General features: G+C 51.5%; 17 protein-coding genes. 10 read left to right on the top strand and 7 right to left on the bottom strand.

The window, feature by feature from the left end; genetic code table 11:
- Positions 1–206: 206 nt before the first annotated feature.
- Entirely contained in the window at positions 207–959 is a 753-nt protein-coding gene (locus LG323_RS00220) for an HPP family protein (protein ID WP_404417980.1), read from the top strand.
- On the opposite strand, the gene cowN is transcribed toward LG323_RS00220, so the two are convergent.
- Both cowN and LG323_RS00210 read right to left on the bottom strand, forming a co-directional pair.
- Positions 960–1,259 (bottom strand): N(2)-fixation sustaining protein CowN, encoded by a 300-nt coding sequence (gene cowN, locus LG323_RS00215; RefSeq protein ID WP_404417977.1) that lies wholly within the window; start codon positions 1,257–1,259, stop codon positions 960–962.
- Between the two features lie 82 nt (positions 1,260–1,341).
- A complete protein-coding gene (locus LG323_RS00210; RefSeq protein WP_404417974.1) occupies positions 1,342–2,568 on the bottom strand; it encodes a D-amino acid dehydrogenase in 1,227 nt (408 codons plus the stop codon).
- A gap of 212 nt (positions 2,569–2,780) precedes the next feature.
- Here LG323_RS00210 and phnD point away from each other — a divergent pair, with 212 nt between their 5' ends.
- The 4 genes from phnD to LG323_RS00190 all read left to right on the top strand — a co-directional run bounded on the left by phnD (position 2,781) and on the right by LG323_RS00190 (position 6,846).
- Positions 2,781–3,659, top strand: a complete 879-nt coding sequence (gene phnD, locus LG323_RS00205; RefSeq protein ID WP_404417971.1) for a phosphate/phosphite/phosphonate ABC transporter substrate-binding protein — start codon at positions 2,781–2,783, stop codon at positions 3,657–3,659.
- Positions 3,660–3,699: 40 nt separating this feature from the next.
- Entirely contained in the window at positions 3,700–4,506 is an 807-nt protein-coding gene (gene phnC / locus LG323_RS00200; RefSeq protein ID WP_404417968.1) for a phosphonate ABC transporter ATP-binding protein, read from the top strand.
- A 13-nt stretch (positions 4,507–4,519) separates the two neighbouring features.
- Positions 4,520–5,335, top strand: a complete 816-nt coding sequence (gene phnE, locus LG323_RS00195; protein ID WP_404417965.1) for a phosphonate ABC transporter, permease protein PhnE — start codon at positions 4,520–4,522, stop codon at positions 5,333–5,335.
- A gap of 107 nt (positions 5,336–5,442) precedes the next feature.
- On the top strand, positions 5,443–6,846 hold the full coding sequence (locus LG323_RS00190) for a PhoH family protein (RefSeq protein ID WP_404417962.1): 1,404 nt from the start codon (positions 5,443–5,445) through the stop codon (positions 6,844–6,846).
- Between the two features lie 46 nt (positions 6,847–6,892).
- On the opposite strand, the gene LG323_RS00185 is transcribed toward LG323_RS00190, so the two are convergent.
- Positions 6,893–8,710: an EAL domain-containing protein gene (locus LG323_RS00185; RefSeq protein ID WP_404417959.1), complete on the bottom strand. Its 1,818-nt coding sequence runs from the start codon at positions 8,708–8,710 to the stop codon at positions 6,893–6,895.
- 158 nt (positions 8,711–8,868) lie between these two features.
- On the opposite strand from LG323_RS00185, the gene LG323_RS00180 reads away from it, so the two are divergent.
- Both LG323_RS00180 and LG323_RS00175 read left to right on the top strand, forming a co-directional pair.
- On the top strand, positions 8,869–9,750 hold the full coding sequence (locus LG323_RS00180; RefSeq protein ID WP_404417956.1) for a PP2C family protein-serine/threonine phosphatase: 882 nt from the start codon (positions 8,869–8,871) through the stop codon (positions 9,748–9,750).
- On the top strand, positions 9,747–10,268 hold the full coding sequence (locus LG323_RS00175) for a hypothetical protein (protein ID WP_404417953.1): 522 nt from the start codon (positions 9,747–9,749) through the stop codon (positions 10,266–10,268). The genes LG323_RS00180 and LG323_RS00175 overlap by 4 nt, the downstream gene beginning before the upstream one ends.
- 74 nt (positions 10,269–10,342) lie before the next feature.
- On the opposite strand, the gene LG323_RS00170 is transcribed toward LG323_RS00175, so the two are convergent.
- Both LG323_RS00170 and LG323_RS00165 read right to left on the bottom strand, forming a co-directional pair.
- On the bottom strand, positions 10,343–10,699 hold the full coding sequence (locus LG323_RS00170; protein WP_404417951.1) for a phasin family protein: 357 nt from the start codon (positions 10,697–10,699) through the stop codon (positions 10,343–10,345).
- The gene (locus tag LG323_RS00165) at positions 10,608–12,437 is read right to left on the bottom strand and encodes a lysophospholipid acyltransferase family protein (RefSeq protein WP_404417948.1); all 1,830 of its coding nucleotides are present in this window, start codon (positions 12,435–12,437) and stop codon (positions 10,608–10,610) included. The genes LG323_RS00170 and LG323_RS00165 overlap by 92 nt, the downstream gene beginning before the upstream one ends.
- Before the next feature lie 170 nt (positions 12,438–12,607).
- Here LG323_RS00165 and LG323_RS00160 point away from each other — a divergent pair, with 170 nt between their 5' ends.
- Positions 12,608–13,792, top strand: a complete 1,185-nt coding sequence (locus LG323_RS00160; RefSeq protein ID WP_404417945.1) for a glycosyltransferase family 4 protein — start codon at positions 12,608–12,610, stop codon at positions 13,790–13,792.
- Positions 13,737–14,306: a phosphatase PAP2 family protein gene (locus LG323_RS00155; protein ID WP_404417942.1), complete on the top strand. Its 570-nt coding sequence runs from the start codon at positions 13,737–13,739 to the stop codon at positions 14,304–14,306. Before LG323_RS00160 ends, LG323_RS00155 begins: the two co-directional genes overlap by 56 nt.
- Here the strand turns inward: LG323_RS00155 and LG323_RS00150 are convergent.
- Entirely contained in the window at positions 14,301–15,311 is a 1,011-nt protein-coding gene (locus tag LG323_RS00150) for an adenosine deaminase (protein ID WP_404417939.1), read from the bottom strand. The two genes, LG323_RS00155 and LG323_RS00150, sit on opposite strands and share 6 nt — an antisense overlap.
- Positions 15,312–15,330: 19 nt before the next feature.
- Positions 15,331–16,155, bottom strand: coding sequence for an NADPH-dependent 7-cyano-7-deazaguanine reductase QueF (gene queF / locus LG323_RS00145; RefSeq protein ID WP_404417936.1), 825 nt, complete (start codon positions 16,153–16,155; stop codon positions 15,331–15,333).
- A gap of 45 nt (positions 16,156–16,200) precedes the next feature.
- On the opposite strand from queF, the gene LG323_RS00140 reads away from it, so the two are divergent.
- Positions 16,201–16,818 carry a hemolysin III family protein gene (locus LG323_RS00140; protein ID WP_404417933.1) on the top strand — a complete coding sequence of 206 codons (618 nt, stop codon included), beginning with the start codon at positions 16,201–16,203 and terminating at the stop codon, positions 16,816–16,818.
- Positions 16,819–16,843: the final 25 nt, after the last annotated feature.

Below are 16,843 nucleotides of genomic sequence, written 5' to 3'. Positions count from 1 at the left end.
TGATTAGCGTCACGAGTGCAGGTCAGGCAAGGCGAAATTGAGCGAAAGAGCGGAGTTTACAGTTAGTAAATGAGCATTTTGAGGTCAATTTCAACGCAGCATCACCAAACGCAGTAGTAATCAGTGGTTTCCTAGCTTGCCCCCATGTAATCCGCTTTGTATGCTTGCAGCTGTTCAAACCCAACAAGCGGATTTCAGGGGCAGGCATGCAGCAATTTTTCCTCCAGCTGGGCAATTTGCTGGGCATCGACAAGAACTCGACTTCTCACACCGAAAAACTGATTTCCATGGCCGGTGTGCTGCTGGGCCTGCTCACTATCCGGGAAATTTCCAGCTGGTATCTGGCCGACAGCAGCTCCCTGTTGATGATCGCCTCCATGGGGGCCAGCGCCATTCTGATCTTCGGGATGCCACATGGTGCTCTCTCCCAACCCTGGCCCGTGCTTTGTGGCCACCTGGTTTCTGCCGCTATCGGGGTGACCCTGAGTCGCTTTTTCCCCAGCGCCTGGTGGACACCTGCGCTGGCCGTTGCCCTGGCCATGGGCACCATGCACTACCTGCACTGCATTCATCCGCCTGGGGGTGCCACAGCCATGGTGGCCGTTGTCGGTGGTGAACAGGTTCAGGCGCTGGGTTATCAGTACCTGCTGACTCCGGTTTTGATGAATGTCGTCAGCCTGCTGCTGGTGGCCATCATCTTCAATAGCTTTTTCCCCTGGCGACGTTACCCGGTTCACCTGGCCCTGGCTTCCTACACTGAGCCCCAGTTGCCGAAAAACTTCTCAGGCGAACCGCAGCCGGAAGATTTTGATGCCGCCCTGGCCGAGCTGGATTCCTATCGCGATATCACCACCGAAGAACTGAGCGAACTCTACCAGCGCGCCAAGTACCGGGCTTCACTGAGAATTGAAGAAGAAAAGCAACAAAAGCGCCTGCTTCACCGTAAGAAGAAAGGCTGATCAACAACAATTTTCTTCCAGCCAACCCAGCAGGGTTAGAGCGTCCTGATCCCCGGCCTCTTCAAAAAGCTCATACAGTTGGTTGATATTGGTATGAATCAAAAACAAATCATCCGGTTTGGGGCCGGATTTCGGGTGGCGCTTGGCCAGAAAATAATCCCAGAAGGGCGAAGCATGTACCTCCTGGCCAGCCAGGCTTTCAATTCGGGTCATTAACTGGCTGGCTTTGCCATCACAGTCTATTCCTTTGAAGCTCACATAACGATCAAGCACTTCATCTGAATTTTTGCCATCTTCCATCACTGACTCCTATTTAAACAGAAAAAATCAGAATTATTTTCTGCAAAATAAGAGCCAGTTAGAGCCTGCCATTAGCAGCATTTCAAGATGATTTGTCCTGCATCAAAAGATCAGCCACTTTTTCTGCAGTACCTGCAGACAGGGTCCAGCCCAGATGACCGTGACCGGTATTGTAAAAAACGCTGGGGTGCTTGCCGGGTCCCACGATCGGCATCATGTTCGGCGTCATGGGTCTCAGGCCAGCCCAGGGCACAACTTCTTCAGTCGATACCTCAGGAAAGAAATCTTCGACCCAGCGAATCAGGGGTTGTATCCGGTCGGCTCGAATATCCCTGTTGAAGCCATTCAGCTCTGCTGTTCCTGCAACTCTCAGTCGGTAAGCCCCCAAACGGCTGCAAACCAGCTTGGAAGCTTCATCCAGCAGGCTGATCTGGGGGGCGGCATCACGGCTTCCCTTGTCTTTCAAATTGACGGTAATGGAATAGCCCTTGACCGGGTAAATGGGCAGATGATCCCCCACGTCTGCCGCCAGTTTCCTGCTGCCGGTGCCAGCACAGACCACAACCCGGTCATAGCTGGCGGGTTCTCTTTGCTGGTCATCTTCACCCGCCACAACCCAGGCTTTGTTCTGATCGGCCAGTAACTGAAAAACCTGTTGGCGATAAACAATCCTGGCGCCCAGGCGTTCACAGGCAGCGGCCAACCCCTGAGTGAACTTGTGAATATCACCGCTGGCATCACCCGGTGTGTAATAGCCACCGTAAAAGCTTGCCTGAAGGCTGGGTTCCAGCTCTCGAATTTCCTCCGGTGTCACCGGCACACGTTCGAGACCGGCTTCCACCAGCAACCTCTGCACCTTTTCGGTTTGCCGGAACTCCTCTTCACTGCGATAAACGTGGAGGATGCCTTTTTTCTTGAGATCAAAATTGATGTTTTCTTCCTTCGCCCAGGCAAAAAGATGCTCACGGGCCGCCAGAGCCATGCGCACGGTTTCACAGGTGTTTTCGTCATGGTCAGGAATCGCTGCAACAAACTTTGTCATCCAGGCAAGCTTCTGCCAGGAAGGTTTGGGATTCACCAACAGAGGGGCATCCGGGCTGAACAACCATCTAAGCCCCTTGAGCAGTGTCGGCCAGGAATTCCAGACTTCAGCGTTACTCGCCGATAACTGCCCACCATTGGCATAGGAGGTTTCCATACCCGCATAACGCCGACTTTCATACAGGGTAACCTCATGCCCTCGTTTGAGCAGTGCATAGGCCGTGGTCACCCCGGTAATGCCCCCTCCGATAACGGCAATTTTCTTCATGCTGCCTCCGGTCAACAAATTTATTGTTCAGTTTAGCTAAAAATTTCTGGTTTATTGCTCTAAATATCAAAAATATTCCAGTTGTAAACACCAGCCACCCCGTTTGCCACACAAATCAGCAAAACCTTAATCAAACCGTCATCTCAATGTAATTGCTCCTAAATAGGGTAGAGCAACTCTTGAAAGTCCACCTTTTAAACTCTGGAGTCAACATGAACAAAATGATGCGCACTGCCTTACTAAGCACTTCTCTGCTTGTCCTGCCTTTCGCCGCCCAGGCAGGCAATTTAGCAGAAGTATGCCCCAATCCAATTCGTATGGCAGATACCGGTATTGAGGGAATGGGGCAATTAAGGGATGCATTTGGCCCTTTCAGCGAAGAGTTTGAAGCCGTTACTGGCATTGAGCTGGCCATGTACTCGCTCAGCAATCGCACCGCCGCAGGCAATGCACTGCAATTTGATGATGTCGAGCTGGTTTTTGCAGGCCCCTCCGAGTTCGTTCTTTTCAGTCAACATCAGGATATGGATATTCTCTTCAGCATAGAGCGTCCTCACTACGGTAGTTCATTTTTTGTCAAAGCAGCCAGCCCCTATCAGTCATTGGCTGACTTGAAAGGACAAAAAATTGCCTTGAAAGATGTTGGCTCTACCAGTGGCCATATCTTCCCCAGTCAGATGTTGGTCGATGCCGGACTGGATATCAGCCGCGACCTGGATGTTGTCATGGCGGGTGATGCCCGAATCGCTGCTTTGGTTAATGATGATGTGGTTGCACTGGGCGGTGGTAATCGGGATATCGAAAAAATCAAACAGCTTGATCCGCGTGGCGATTATCGAGTACTTGCCAAAAGCGGCAAGCTGCCAGGAGATCCTATTGTCATGCGCAGCACTCTGCCTACGGCCTGCAAGGAAGGCTTGAAGACCACCTTGAGCCAGCATTCTGAGCGCCTGTGGGAAGCCCTCATTGCCACAGAGCGTAATCAAGACAAGTTCCTGAACCGTGACTCCTTCATGTCCTTTGATATTACTCCTGCCGACTACGAGATCGTACGCCAGGCTTATCAGGCCGCCGGTATTGCTTTGCGCTGATTCGATATTTTGCTCATTCGTGTTCAATCTGGGGTCTTCCATGACGGCGATACAGGTCAGTAATCTTCACAAGAATTTTGCTCAGCTCAAGGTTCTTGAAGGCATCAACTTCACAATCCAGCCCGGTGAAGGTGTTGTACTTCTGGGAGCCAATGGCTGTGGCAAATCCACCCTGATGCGCTGTCTCAATGGGCTGGAAACTCCGAGCCAGGGCAAAATCAGTATGCAGGAACAGTCACTGCACGGAATGAGCAACAAACAATTACGGCATTTACGCAAACACATTGGCGTTGTTTTTCAGCAATTCAACCTGGTCAATAACCTGAGTGTTTTTCAGAATGTTCTGTTTGGTGCTCTGGGCCACTACCGTTTGGGTTTATTGAAAGTCTGGGAGCCTCTGGCTTCCAGCGAAGATCGAGATCGTGCTCTTGAGTGTCTGGAGCGGGTAGGCCTCGCCGAAAAAGCCAGCAGTCGCTGCCAGGATCTATCGGGAGGACAGCAGCAGCGGGTTGCCATCGCCAGAATGCTGATGCAAGAGCCTGCGATCATCCTTGCTGATGAACCCGTTGCCAGCCTCGACCCCAGAGCTGGCAAGGAAGTCATGGATTTGCTTTGGGATATCGTTCAGGAAAAAGGCCTGACCCTTTTGTGCACCCTGCACCAATTGGAACTGGTTCGGGAGTACGGAGACAGAGTGCTGGGTCTCAAAGCTGGAAAAGTCGCTCTGGATGCAGCCGTAAGCGATCTGCATCAAGAACAGCTTTTGCAGCTTTACCAAACTGATCCGGGTGAAAAAGCCTCCACACATCAGTCTCCGCAACCCATACTTTCCTCCTTGTCGACTTGAAACGGAATCCATCATGTCCTTTTCTGAAAAGCCTTCAACAAGCGCACAAATAACCGCGCCCCCTCGCTTCAAAGCACCCTCCCTGTTTGTCTGGATCATCCTGCTGGGGTTTGCCAGTTTTTTTATCCAGGGGCTGATGGCTGCTGACCTTTCATTGGAAAGGCTTGCCAAAGGTGCCGTCAATCTGGTGACCTTTTTGAGTCTTTCCATTCCTCCCGATTGGGGTGATATGGATGTGGTGGCCTGGGCCATGCTGGAAACCCTGAATATGGCCATCGTCGGTGTCACTTTTGGTGTTTTGCTGAGTATTCCTTTTGCTCTTCTGGCTTCCAGCAATACAGCCCCTCACCCGCTTGTTCGCAGCATTGCCCGCCTGATGATTGCCACCATGCGCACCATTCCAGACCTGATCTGGGCACTGATTTTTGTTGTTGCTGTTGGCCTGGGTCCCTTGGCCGGAATTCTGGCGATTATTCTGGATACCATAGGTTTTGCAGCACGCTTTTTCTCCGAGCGCATTGAAGAGGTCAAACCTGGCCCCTCCCAGGCTTTGACCGCCAGTGGTGCAGGCCGAATTTCAGTTATTTTTGGCGCTATTCTGCCTGAAACCCTGGCCTCCATGTCTGCTACCAGCCTTTACAGTGTGGAAAAAGCCATACGCTCGGCGGTCACCCTCGGGCTGGTTGGAGCGGGTGGTATCGGGGTGGAGCTTTCCACTGCCATGCGGCTTTTCCAATATGACAAGGCACTGGCCATCATCCTGGTCATTTTGATCGCCGTGATTGGTTTTGAACATCTGTCCAACGCCATTCGTAAACGCGTGATCTGATCCACACTTCAGTGGTCGGCTAATTCCGGCGAGTTGTTCTCAATCCGGTCATTTTCCTGTCATCAAAAACAGCCAGTCTGAAACAACCCTGAAATGAGGAGCCATTTATGGTCAGACTGGAAAAGAAAGCAACCCGCCTTTATGTTCTGGATACCAATGTCCTTCTGCACGATCCTGCCGCTCTCTTTCAATTTGAGGAACATGATGTCGTCATACCCATGACGGTTCTGGAAGAGCTGGATCAACACAAGAACGGCAGCCGCGAAATTGCCCGTATGGCACGGCAAGTCAGCCGCACTCTGGCTGATTTGACTCATCGAGCCAGCTTCAGTGAAATTCAGGAAGGTTTACGGCTTCATCCAGCCAAGCTGGATAGTGGCCAGTTACGTATTCTTTGTTACCCGGATTTGAAACCGCTGGAACACCTTGAGGATACCGCTGATAACCGCCTGCTGGCCGAAACCTGCCGCCTGAGAAGCGAGCGCCCCGATGCTTCGGTCATTCTGGTCACCAAAGACATCAATCTAAGGGTCAAAGCCTCAGCCCTTAACGTGCCCGTGGAAGACTATCTGACCGATCAGGCTTTTTCCGACTCTGATGCTCTGCTGGAAGGTTGTAAGATTTATGCGCCAGGCGAAGATGGCAAATCAGGCCTCTGGAAAGGGCTGGATGTCCAGGTTACCAACCCTGTCAGCGGCAAGACCACCTATCACCTGGAGGGTTGCTTGGCGAGCGATTGGCATGAAGCCATGCTGGTTGCCGATCAGGAAGAACAACCCCAGTTTGAAGCCGTGGTGCGGGAAGTCACGCCTTCTCGTGCACTTTTGGAATTACTGCGTAACTACCGCTCCCAACACCATGTCTGGGGCATCCAGGCCAAGGATACCCGTCAGAATTTTGCTCTCAACCTGTTGATGGACCCGGAGATCGATCTGGTGACTCTGGCAGGCCATGCCGGAACGGGCAAAACCTTCATGACCCTGGCGGCTGCTTTTGAACAAACCTTTGATCAGAAGCGTTTTGAACGCATCGTTTTCACCCGTGCACCCATTTCCATGAGTGAAGACATCGGTTTTTTACCCGGTGATGAAGAAGAAAAAATGACCCCCTGGATGGGTGCCTTCCATGACAATATGGACAGCCTTTTGCGCAATGAAGAAGGCAGTAGCTGGGACAATCCGGCAACTCGTCAATTTGTCAGCTCCCGAGTTCAACTGCGCTCTCCGGGCTTTATGCGGGGACGCACCCTGAATGACACCTTTTTGATCATTGATGAAGCCCAGAACTTCACCCCCAAGCAGATCAAATCCCTGATTACCCGGGCCGGACACAACACCAAGATTGTGTGTCTGGGCAATGTCGGACAAATAGACACCCCCTATCTGACTGCCAACACCTGTGGGCTGGCTGCCCTGGTGGAAAGCTTTCGTCACTGGCCCCATGCCGGGCACATCACCCTGAAAAACATCGAAAGATCACGCCTGGCGATGGCTGGAGAGGAGTTACTGTAACCAAGACAGGCTAGCGTTTCTCTTAATAACAGATGGAGCGTTAGCCTTAATCAGAATTCGGCCAGAGCAATTGCTGCTGGCCCTGGTGTTCATAAACCAGACAAGAGCCATCAATCTGCTTGGTGGCATGCTTAACATGAGACACTTCGGAAGCCAGCATGTGAGCATTCATTTTCTGGTCTGCGGGTGCTCTCAGAGCAGCCACTGACAGGCCTACAAAAGCAAAAAAGCGCTGAATGCCATAGCGGTCTTCCGCATGAATACCCCCAGCCAAACGATCTTTCTCACTATAATATTCCTGACTCTGCTGGGTAAAACTTTCCAGTACACTGGTTAAACGCTCCTGCCAGTCCTTGCTGCGACAAAGAACCACAAAATCATCCCCCCCGACATGACCGATGAAATCCTCCTCGGGATGCAGATGTTTTTTAAGGATACGGGCCAGACTCTTCAGCAGCTCGTCACCCTGCGCATAACCATAGTTATCATTAAAAGGCTTGAAGTTGTCCAGATCCAGGTAGCAAACCACCACCGGCTCATCCGTGATTAACCAGGCATCCAAAGTCTGTTGTATGGGCCCATTGCCGGGAAGAAGTGTTAAAGGGTTGGCCTGGCGGGCATTACGAATTTTCAGATCCGTCATGATTCGCAAGAGGTCAACAACCTGGCCAATGCCTAGATAGCCACCTGACTCGGTAATGATAAAGTCATCATCCAAATGGTCTCTATTGCGTTCGGTCACCCACTGGCTGACCGTTTCCAAAGATGTTCCCAGATCAACTTTCAAGGGATGTGTATGCATCAAATGAGTCACTGGATGTCGATAATAGATCTCCTTGCCAAACGGTCTGAGCAGCTCTTTCATAAGCTGAGAGCGTATAAGCAAACCCTTGGGGCGAAGATGAGCATCCACCACAGGCAGGGAAAACAGCTCTTCATCCTGCCGGAATACTTCCACCGCTTCAGCAACACTGGCTTCAGGGGAAATACATTTGACCCGACGTAAAAGCAGGCTAATATCTTCCTGTTCTGCAACAGTTTTAGTTTGGCGATGTTTTTTCCGCTCCAAAACAGCAAGAGGCTCGGCTGGTGAAGGCTGTGCCTGAGGGCGGGAAAAGTAGTAACCCTGAACCCAATCCACACCCATTTCTTCCAGCTGTTGCAGTTCAGCATGGTTTTCCACACCTTCAGCAATCAACTGGGTTCCCAAGGCTGCAGCCAAGGTGTGCAGAGAACGCATGAAGGCCTGCTTTACCTTGTCGCGGTGGATCTGGTGAACAAAATGTTGTTCAACCCGGATATAGTCAGGGCGCAATTCCGACCAGAGCCGGAGTCCTGAATAACCCCGTCCCAGATCACCCAGTGCAACCTGAAAGCCCATGGAGCGATAATGATCCAGTGCCTTTTGTATGCTTTCAAAATCCTGTCCGGAATGGTTTTCAGACAACTCGATAACCAATTGCTCCGGTGTCAGCCCCAGCTCCCTGACCAACTGCAGCGTCTGTCCCGGCTCATGATCCGGTTGGGCCAGTAAATCCGGTGAGATATTGATGAATAACTTACCGGGAAGTTGTTGGCGGGCAAAAGCGGTTAAAGCCTGGGTTCGGCTCAGGTTTTCCAAAGCAACCAACTGCCCTTCGCGGCGGGCAACCTGAAAGAGCCGATCCGGCGAGTAAAGGGGGCTATCCAGCGGCCCCCGGCTGAGAGCTTCCCAGGCTACAATTTTCTGCTCAACCAAGCTGATCAACGGCTGGTAAACACTCAGCAATTGTTTTTCCTGCAGGAGTTCATCCAGCATCTCTTTTTCTGTCCGGCAAGGCCGATCTGAACTCTTGCCTAACTTGGTTTCATTTGAGCAGGCCATAAAACATCCCTGAAGGAAATTGCTTTTCCAGATTGTGTCGGCAAGAGGTTACAAAACAAAGAAAGCCACTGACTTGAAAGTGACCAGAAGTCTTCATGCCTGTGTCACTCTGCATGCCTAACCTTGGAAGCATCTCATACGGAAGGGAGAGCTGAAGGATGATGTATGACGATCTAAAATCACTTCTGGAATTCAACCGGGAACGCCTGCATTCGCTGGCTGTTTCCCGGCAGCAACATCTGGACGGCTGGCTGGAACAGCTTAAAAGGGAAGAGGAAGTCGCTGCTCAGCTTTTTTACACTCACCTTCTGGGCAAAAGCTCGGATCAACTGCCGGGATTCACCCGTAACCTGATCCATCAGGCTGATTTCAGCGGCGACCTGGTGCTGGCCAAGAAAGCCCCCGATGGAAGAATTTTCTGCCTATTAGCCGATGCCACCGGCCACGGTCTTTCCGCAGCCCTGACGTTGATGCCTGCAGCCAGTCTTTTTCGCTCTTTGGTTGAACAGGGCACGAATCTGAGCCAGCTGGTTGAGACCATCAATCAGGAACTTAATCAACATCTTCCGGGGGATCGCTTCATTGCAGCCATTCTGGTGGAGCTGGATCTGGCTGAACGTCAGGTTCAGGTCTGGAATGGTGGCTTGCCGCCCTTGTTTCTACTCGATCATCAGGGACAATTTTTGCAACAGGTTGTATCCCACAATCTGGCATTAGGCATTCTTTCCGAGCAGGAAATGGAACCCTTGATTGCCCACCTTGAGCTGCCTTTGAGAGGCCAGTTATTTGCTGCCACTGATGGCCTGATGGAAGTACGCAACAAGTTTGGGGAAATGTTTGCCCACAATCACCTGCAGGACTGTTTGCTGCAAGCTGCTGGCAAGCCTCCATTCGATACTCTTCTTCAAGAACTGCAACACTTTACAGGGTTGCATTCCTCTGAACTGGAAGATGACCTTTCTATTATGCACCTGAGTTTGGAGCATCTTTACCAAGGACAGGATTTTCAGCCTGCATCAACCGTGAAGGAGGTTTTATGAAACAGGTCACCAGTGAACCCTTTGCATACCTGCTAACCGACCACCTGGGGAAAATCGAAGCCAGCAGTACCCAAGCCAGCACTTTCCTTTCTATACCCTCAGAAACACTGGAAGGGCTTTACTTAACCCATCTACTGGCATCCTGTTTGCCTTTATCGCTGGCCGACTGCCTGCATCTGAGAATGAGTCGAGGACAGTTTTTTTCTGCCATTCTGGTGGATAAAAAACAGCAGGTCAGGCCAGCCTATATGATTGCTTCACCACAACAACCAGAACAGCGAAAAAGCCACTATCGGTTCTTTTTTCACAGCCTGCCATTCAACCTTCACCTGCAGTTGCTACCGCTTTATCAGAAACTGCATAGTCTGGAAAAAGAACCGGAAAAAGATTATCTCGCCAGTCACTTGCATCTACGCGCCTGGGCTGAACAACACAAGCAGGATATTAGTGAAGCCATTCACACCCTATTTGAAAAATCCACGCGTTTAATCTCACCACAACTGGAATCGGCCCTATAAGCTTTTTGTGCAACCAAGCCAACAAAAAACCCGGATCAAGTATCCGGGTTTTACTTGCAGGTCATTTCACTCTTTTACTTTTTGGCCGTCCACTCGGTTTTTGCATCCTGAAGCAACTTGGTGACTTCATTGGCAATTTCCTGGTTGCGTTGGCTGACTTCCCGGGCATCCATCAGCGCTTTTTTCGTCAGGTTGGAGTAAAAGTCAGCCTGTGACAGGGTGAAGGTGTGCGCTGATTCCTGATCGCGAACTTCCGCTGCTTTTTTCAGTTGCGCCAGCGCCAGCAGTCCATAACTTTCCATGGTTTTCAGTTGCTGATCCGTCATTTCCGCTATCTGGTCAACCAGAAACAGGTTGATTTTGCGAGCAGGCTCCAGAGACTGGCTGGCCGTTTTTTTCCAGGCATCCATAAGGGGTTCGGTTGGGTTCATTTTTTTCTCCAGTTTGTTGCGGGCAAAGTGAATTCATATAGCGCTGTTTTTTCTTTTCCTTGATGGAAGCCGTTTCCACCAGAACCAGACCATCAATGCAGAAATTGAAATCAGGGTCGACATTAAAATCCAAAAAATGAGCGCCACCGGTTTCGCAAAGCCCGGTGTAGTGTTTGTAGAGTGTCGGGACTGCAGCGCCATAGCTTGCCAGAGTCTGCTTAAGAGCTTTGAAGTCCTTGTCCCGGCATTTGAAACCAAAGATCTGCATGGCCTCAGCCCGTCCGGCATCGCTGACCATGTAGGGTGCCCTGGCTGAAGACAAATGAGTGGTCTGACCGTAGTAATAACGGTAATAAATCACCAACAGATCTTTGGCTGCCGGTGGCAGAGCATTGGAGATGGATACCGGCCCCAGCATCCATTTCAGATGCGGGCGACTGCGCAGGTAGGCACCGATACCCTGCCATAGATAATCCAGACTGCGGCGCCCCCAATAGCGTGGCTGAACAAAACTGCGACCCAGTTCAACGGCTTTTTCCAGACGTGGAAGCAGCTCTTTACGATGTTGAAAAAGACTGGAGGAATAGAGGCCCTCCAAGCCCAGGTCAGCTAACAAAGGTCCCACTTCAGCCAGCCGGTAACCACCCACCAGCTCCAGAGTTTCATCGTTCCAGAGCACCAGTTGCTGGTAATGGTGATCATGGCAATCCAGATCCCGGTTCTGGCCGGTACCTTCACCCACTCGCCTGAAGGTCATTTCCCGTAGACGCCCAATTTCACGGATCAGTGCGGAATCCGCTTGATAATTCACCAGATAAATACTGAAGCCCGCTTCTGTCTTGCCCAGACACTCCGCTTCCTGTAATTCCTGTTTGATTTGCAAGGGATTCTCCGGGTGCGCCAAGGCCTTTTCCGTCACAAACAGAGGTGATTTCTGGGTCGGCAAACGATAGACCTGTTTGCGTAACAACTTGACCTTGGTTTTTACCGGTAAACCGGGCAGGTCAAAATTCTCCAGAGGAATCAACTCACCGACGCGAACCGGGAGGTCGCGACGCTGTTTTCTGAACATTTCCCTAACCAGCAGAAGCCCTCCCAGAGGCTTGTAAATCAGAGACAGGGAATAAAAAAGCGCCGAGTTGGTGTAATCCAAATGCACCGGTAATAAAGGGGCATTGGTTTTACGGGCAAAATGCACAAAACCCTTTTGCCACTGACTGTCCTTGATGCCGGTCGGCGTTACTCTCGACACCTCCCCGGCAGGAAAAATAATCACCGCCTGTTCCTGGGACAAGGCCTCTGTCACTTGGCGAAAGGCTTGTCGATAACCTTTGTGAGCCAGGCTGTCTACAGGAATCAATAGAGGACGCAAAGGCTCAAACTGCCAGAGAAGATCATTGGCCAGCACTTTGACATCGGGTCGAACTTCACTGACCAACTTGAGCAGCACCAAGCCATCCAAGGTACCGATGGGGTGATTGGCGACCAGAAGCACGCGCCCTTCAGTGGGGATATTCTGTTTTTCCCGGGCCGAAACCAGGTAGCTGAATTGAAAGCGATCCAGCACCTGATCCACAAACTCCAAAGGCCCCAAATGCTGATGGGTTTGCAAAAAGGCATTGATTTCATCTTCATGGAAAAGATCTTTGAGCAAGTTCATCAGGGGTTGACGAACCAGGCGATGTTTCCCTTCCAGTTGCGGGTATTTTTCACTGGCGAGCTTTTCAATATTCAACATAAATAAACCTCCTGCGGTTTGGCCCAGCCTGACACCGGCCTGTGGCAAAACCATGGCCAAACCATGACAAAGGCATGAAAGCAGCTGTCATGGAAGTTTCAGCATTCAGTCGCAGGAGTGTCATTTTGTCTCAGCAGAATGCCTTATAAATTCCTTAATCGAGATCGAGCATGCGCCTGGCTTTAATCACTGAAACCTTTCTGCCTGATGTCAACGGGGTGAGCAAAACCCTGGGTCAGTTATGCCGTGGCTTGATTGCCAAAGGCGTTGAGGTGGATCTGGTTTGGCCGGGAGTCAACGATCTGACTTTTGCCGAGCTATCCAGTTGGCAGGCTTCCGGTCATCAGTTGCCCGGTTATGCTTCGCTGAAGTTTGGTTGGAAATTGCCGGAAAGAGTCAAAAAACACTGGCGGTTGAATCCACCGGATATTTTCTACATTGCCACTGAAGGCCCACTGGGTTTGAGTGCCCTGCGTTATGCCCGCAAACGGGGTATTCCAGCCGTTACCGGTTTCCATACCAATTTTGACCAGTACCTGACTCATTACCGACTGGGGTGGCTGCAGAAATCCTTACAGCTCTACCTAAGGCGTTTTCATAATGCCTCAACACTGACGCTCACCCCTTCCCGACAGCAGCGTCAGGAGCTTCTGAACCAGAGCTTCCAGAGAGTTGAACTGCTGGGTCGAGGCGTGGATACCCAGCTTTTCCGTCCGGATCGTCGCAGTGCAAACTTTCGCCGGAAAATGGGGATTGATGATGAGCAGCTTCTGGTTGGCTATGTCGGCCGTCTTGCCGGTGAAAAGAATCTACCCCTGCTTTTAAAAGCTTTTGCTGCCATTCGTTTGCAGAAACCTTCAGCACGCTTGCTGCTGGTGGGCAATGGGCCCTGGGAAGAAGAGGTGCAACGGCGTTGCCCTGACGCTCTTCTAGTGGGCTGTCAGGAAGGCGAAGCCCTGGCCAACTATTACGCCAATATGGATTTGTTTTTATTTCCCAGTCGAACCGAAACCTACGGCAATGTAGTGGCCGAAGCCATGGCCAGTGGCCTTCCCGTAGTTGCTTATGATCGTGCCGCTGCCCAGGAGCTGATTCACACCGGCAAGAATGGCTGGCTGTTGGATGAGGTATCCGGTGAACAGGCTTTTATCCAGGCAGCGGTTGAACTGGCGGGTGAAGAACATCTGCGGCTGGTGATGGGGCATCTGGCCTATCAGGACATGCAAAAGCGTGGTTGGAAAGAAGTGATTGAGCGTTTTCATCAACTGTTAACGGCAAGTTTACACAGGGGGTTCACCCATGAAGTTGAAACGCTACCTGTACGAAGAGCGTCCCAGCTGGGTCGTAAAATGTGAGCATCTGGATCTGACGCTGGGCCGCTGGCTGAATCTTTGCGGTCTTTTGCCTCTGATTTGCCAACCTTTTCGCTGGATAAGCCGCTTGGGTGATGGACTGATCTGGTATGCCATCATGCTGATACTGCCGCTGTTGCTGGGTTGGTCAGGAGTATTGCTGACTCTGCAAATGGCACTCACCGGGTTGGCCTGCACCTGGATTTACCTCTTTATCAAACGCTCAACCAGCCGCCGAAGACCCTGTGATGCCAGTGACAGCATAGAGGCAAGGATGCCACCGCTGGATAAATACAGCTTTCCTTCCGGTCACACCCTGCATGCGGTTGCCTTTTCCACCCTGTTGATTGCTGGCCTGCCCCAGTTGGCTGGCTTTTTGATCACTTTCACTCTGCTGGTGGCGTTATCCAGAATGGTTCTGGGTCTGCATTACCCCTCGGATGTGCTGATTGGCGCTCTACTCGGCTGGCTTCTGGCCAGACTCAGTCTGGCCATCCATGTGCCTTTGCCCTTATGAGAAAACCGCATCCACATCAGCCAGGTGTTTTTGCTTTTCTGCTTCGCTGATCCAGGCACCCTCGAAGGCATTGCGAGCCAACTGGTGTAGGTGGTCACGGGTCAAGGGCAGGTTTTCGATCACTGCCTGGTAATTGGCCAGTAGATAGCCGCCAAAGTAAGCCGGATCATCCGAGTTCAGGGTCACCTTCAGGCCTTTGTTCAGCATCTCCACCAGGGGGTGCTTTTGCAGATCCTCCACCACGGCCAGACTGAGGTTGGACAGGGGACAAACCGTCAGGGTTTTGCCTTCCTTGACCAGACGTTCTACCAGCTCTTCATCTTCCATGGCCCGGTTGCCGTGGTCAATACGATCCACCTTGAGCAGATCCAGAGCCTGCCAGACATACTCCGGTGGCCCTTCTTCTCCAGCATGCACGGTGATCGGTTTGCCCAGTTTTTTACATTCGGCAAAAACACGGGCGAATTTTTCCGGCGGATGGCCGGTTTCCGAAGAGTCGAGGCCAAAACCATCCAGACGATCAAGATGATGTCGGGCCAGCTCCAGGGTTTCCAGAGCGCTTGCTTCTGAAAGGTGGCGCAAAAAGGAAAGAATCAAACGGTAACTGATTCCCAGAGTGGCTTTACCGGCTTCCAGAGCACCCTGAATCCCGGCCAGTTGAATGCCCAGAGGCACGCCTCTTTCCAGATGGGCCTGGGGATCAAAAAAGATTTCCACATGCACCACGCCTTCGTCATGCACTTTTTTCAGATAAGCCCAGGTCAGGTCATAAAAGTCATCTTCGGTCAGCAAAACCGACATGCCTGCATAGTAGACATCCAGAAATTCCTGCAGATTATTGAAGGAATAAGCGGCTTTCAGTTCTTCGACTGTGGCATAAGTGAGCTTGATTTGATTGCGCCGCGCCAGCTTGAAGACCATTTCCGGTTCCAGACTGCCTTCAATATGCAAATGCAGTTCGGCCTTGGGCATGATTCTGGCCAGATGTAAGAGTTCAGAGTTCATAAAAAATCACCTTTGACATTCATTGCCTGAGCAGGCGCAGATTGGCGGGACTGCTGGAAAGAGTGGAGCGCCAGGGGTTGATATCCAAACCACCCCGACGCAGGTAGCGGGCATAAACAGTCAACTGCTCAGGCTGACAAGCACGCAGTAAATCCAGGAAAATTTCTTCCACACAATGCTCATGGAAGTCGCCTTTTTCACGATAGGAAATCAGATAGGCCAGCAGACCTTCACGATCCAGTTTAGGCCCCCGGTAGTGAATTTGCACACTGGCCCAGTCGGGTTGCCCAGTCACCGGGCAGTTGGACTTGAGTAAATGGCTGACCAGGGTTTCCTCAACCTGCTGATGCGCCTGCGTTGTTAACAACTCAGGGGCTGGCGTATAGTGATTCACATCAATATCCAGATCATCCAGGCATTCACCTTGCAGGGATTGCGGAGCCAAGCCTGCATCAACAGCAAAAAAAACCACCGCAACCTGGCTGCCACTGGCTTGGGATAAATCCTGCTGCATTTGTTCGCGCACCTGCTGCTCGGAAGCAAAGGGGGTCAGGTTAAAAGAATTCAGATACAGCTTGAAGGATTTGGATTCAATAATGTGGCTGGAATCCGCCGGAAAACGAAACTCGGCCAGGCGCACCAAGGGCTTGCCCTTGCTGTTCAACCAGGAGATTTCATAGGCATTCCAGATATCCACACCCTGAAAAGGCAGAGAGGCTTCACTCAGCCCCAGGCTTTTACGACCGGTTAGACGCGGCAAAGGGTGTAATAATTCCGGGTTATACTGATTGCAGTACTGGGTTTCCTTGCCCAGGGGTGAGGTTTCTACAGACGGGGTTGGCATCTCTGAGCGACCTTAAAATCAAAAGCGCAGGATAACATTTTCAATATGTATTACGGTGAGAAATTCAATGCCTGGACCCACCTGCTGGGTGCCCTGCTGGCGATTGCCGGTGGCGTTTATCTGCTGGTTCTGGCCAGTATTCTCGGTGATCCCTGGAAAATCACCAGCTTTGCCATCTATGGGGCCACCCTGGTTATTCTCTACACCAACTCCACGCTCTACCACAGCGTCCAGGGCAGAGCCAAGGAGGTGCTGCAAAAGCTGGATCATCTGTCCATCTACCTGCTGATTGCGGGCAGCTATACCCCTTTCTGCCTGGTCAGCCTGCGCGGCCCCTGGGGCTGGACTCTGTTCGGCATCGTCTGGGGGCTGGCCGTTTTGGGTATGCTTCAGGAAATCAAACCCAGATCAAAAGCTCGGGTCCTGTCCATCGTCATTTATGCGGTTATGGGCTGGATTGTGCTGATTGCCGTCAAGCCCTTGATTGCAGCCCTGGGTACAGCAGGCTTCACCCTACTGGCAACAGGTGGAACCCTCTACACAGTCGGGATCATTTTCTTTGTTTATGATGAACGCTTCCAGCACTGGCACGGCATCTGGCACCTCTTCGTGATGGCCGGCAGCCTGCTGCACTACCTGGCCATCCTTTTTTATGTGCTGTGATGCGCTTAATGCAAGGCTTCCAGTG

Source organism: Marinospirillum sp. (genome assembly GCF_044810985.1).
GTDB lineage: Bacteria > Pseudomonadota > Gammaproteobacteria > Pseudomonadales > Halomonadaceae > Marinospirillum.
This window is presented reverse-complemented; position numbering and strand designations above follow the sequence as displayed.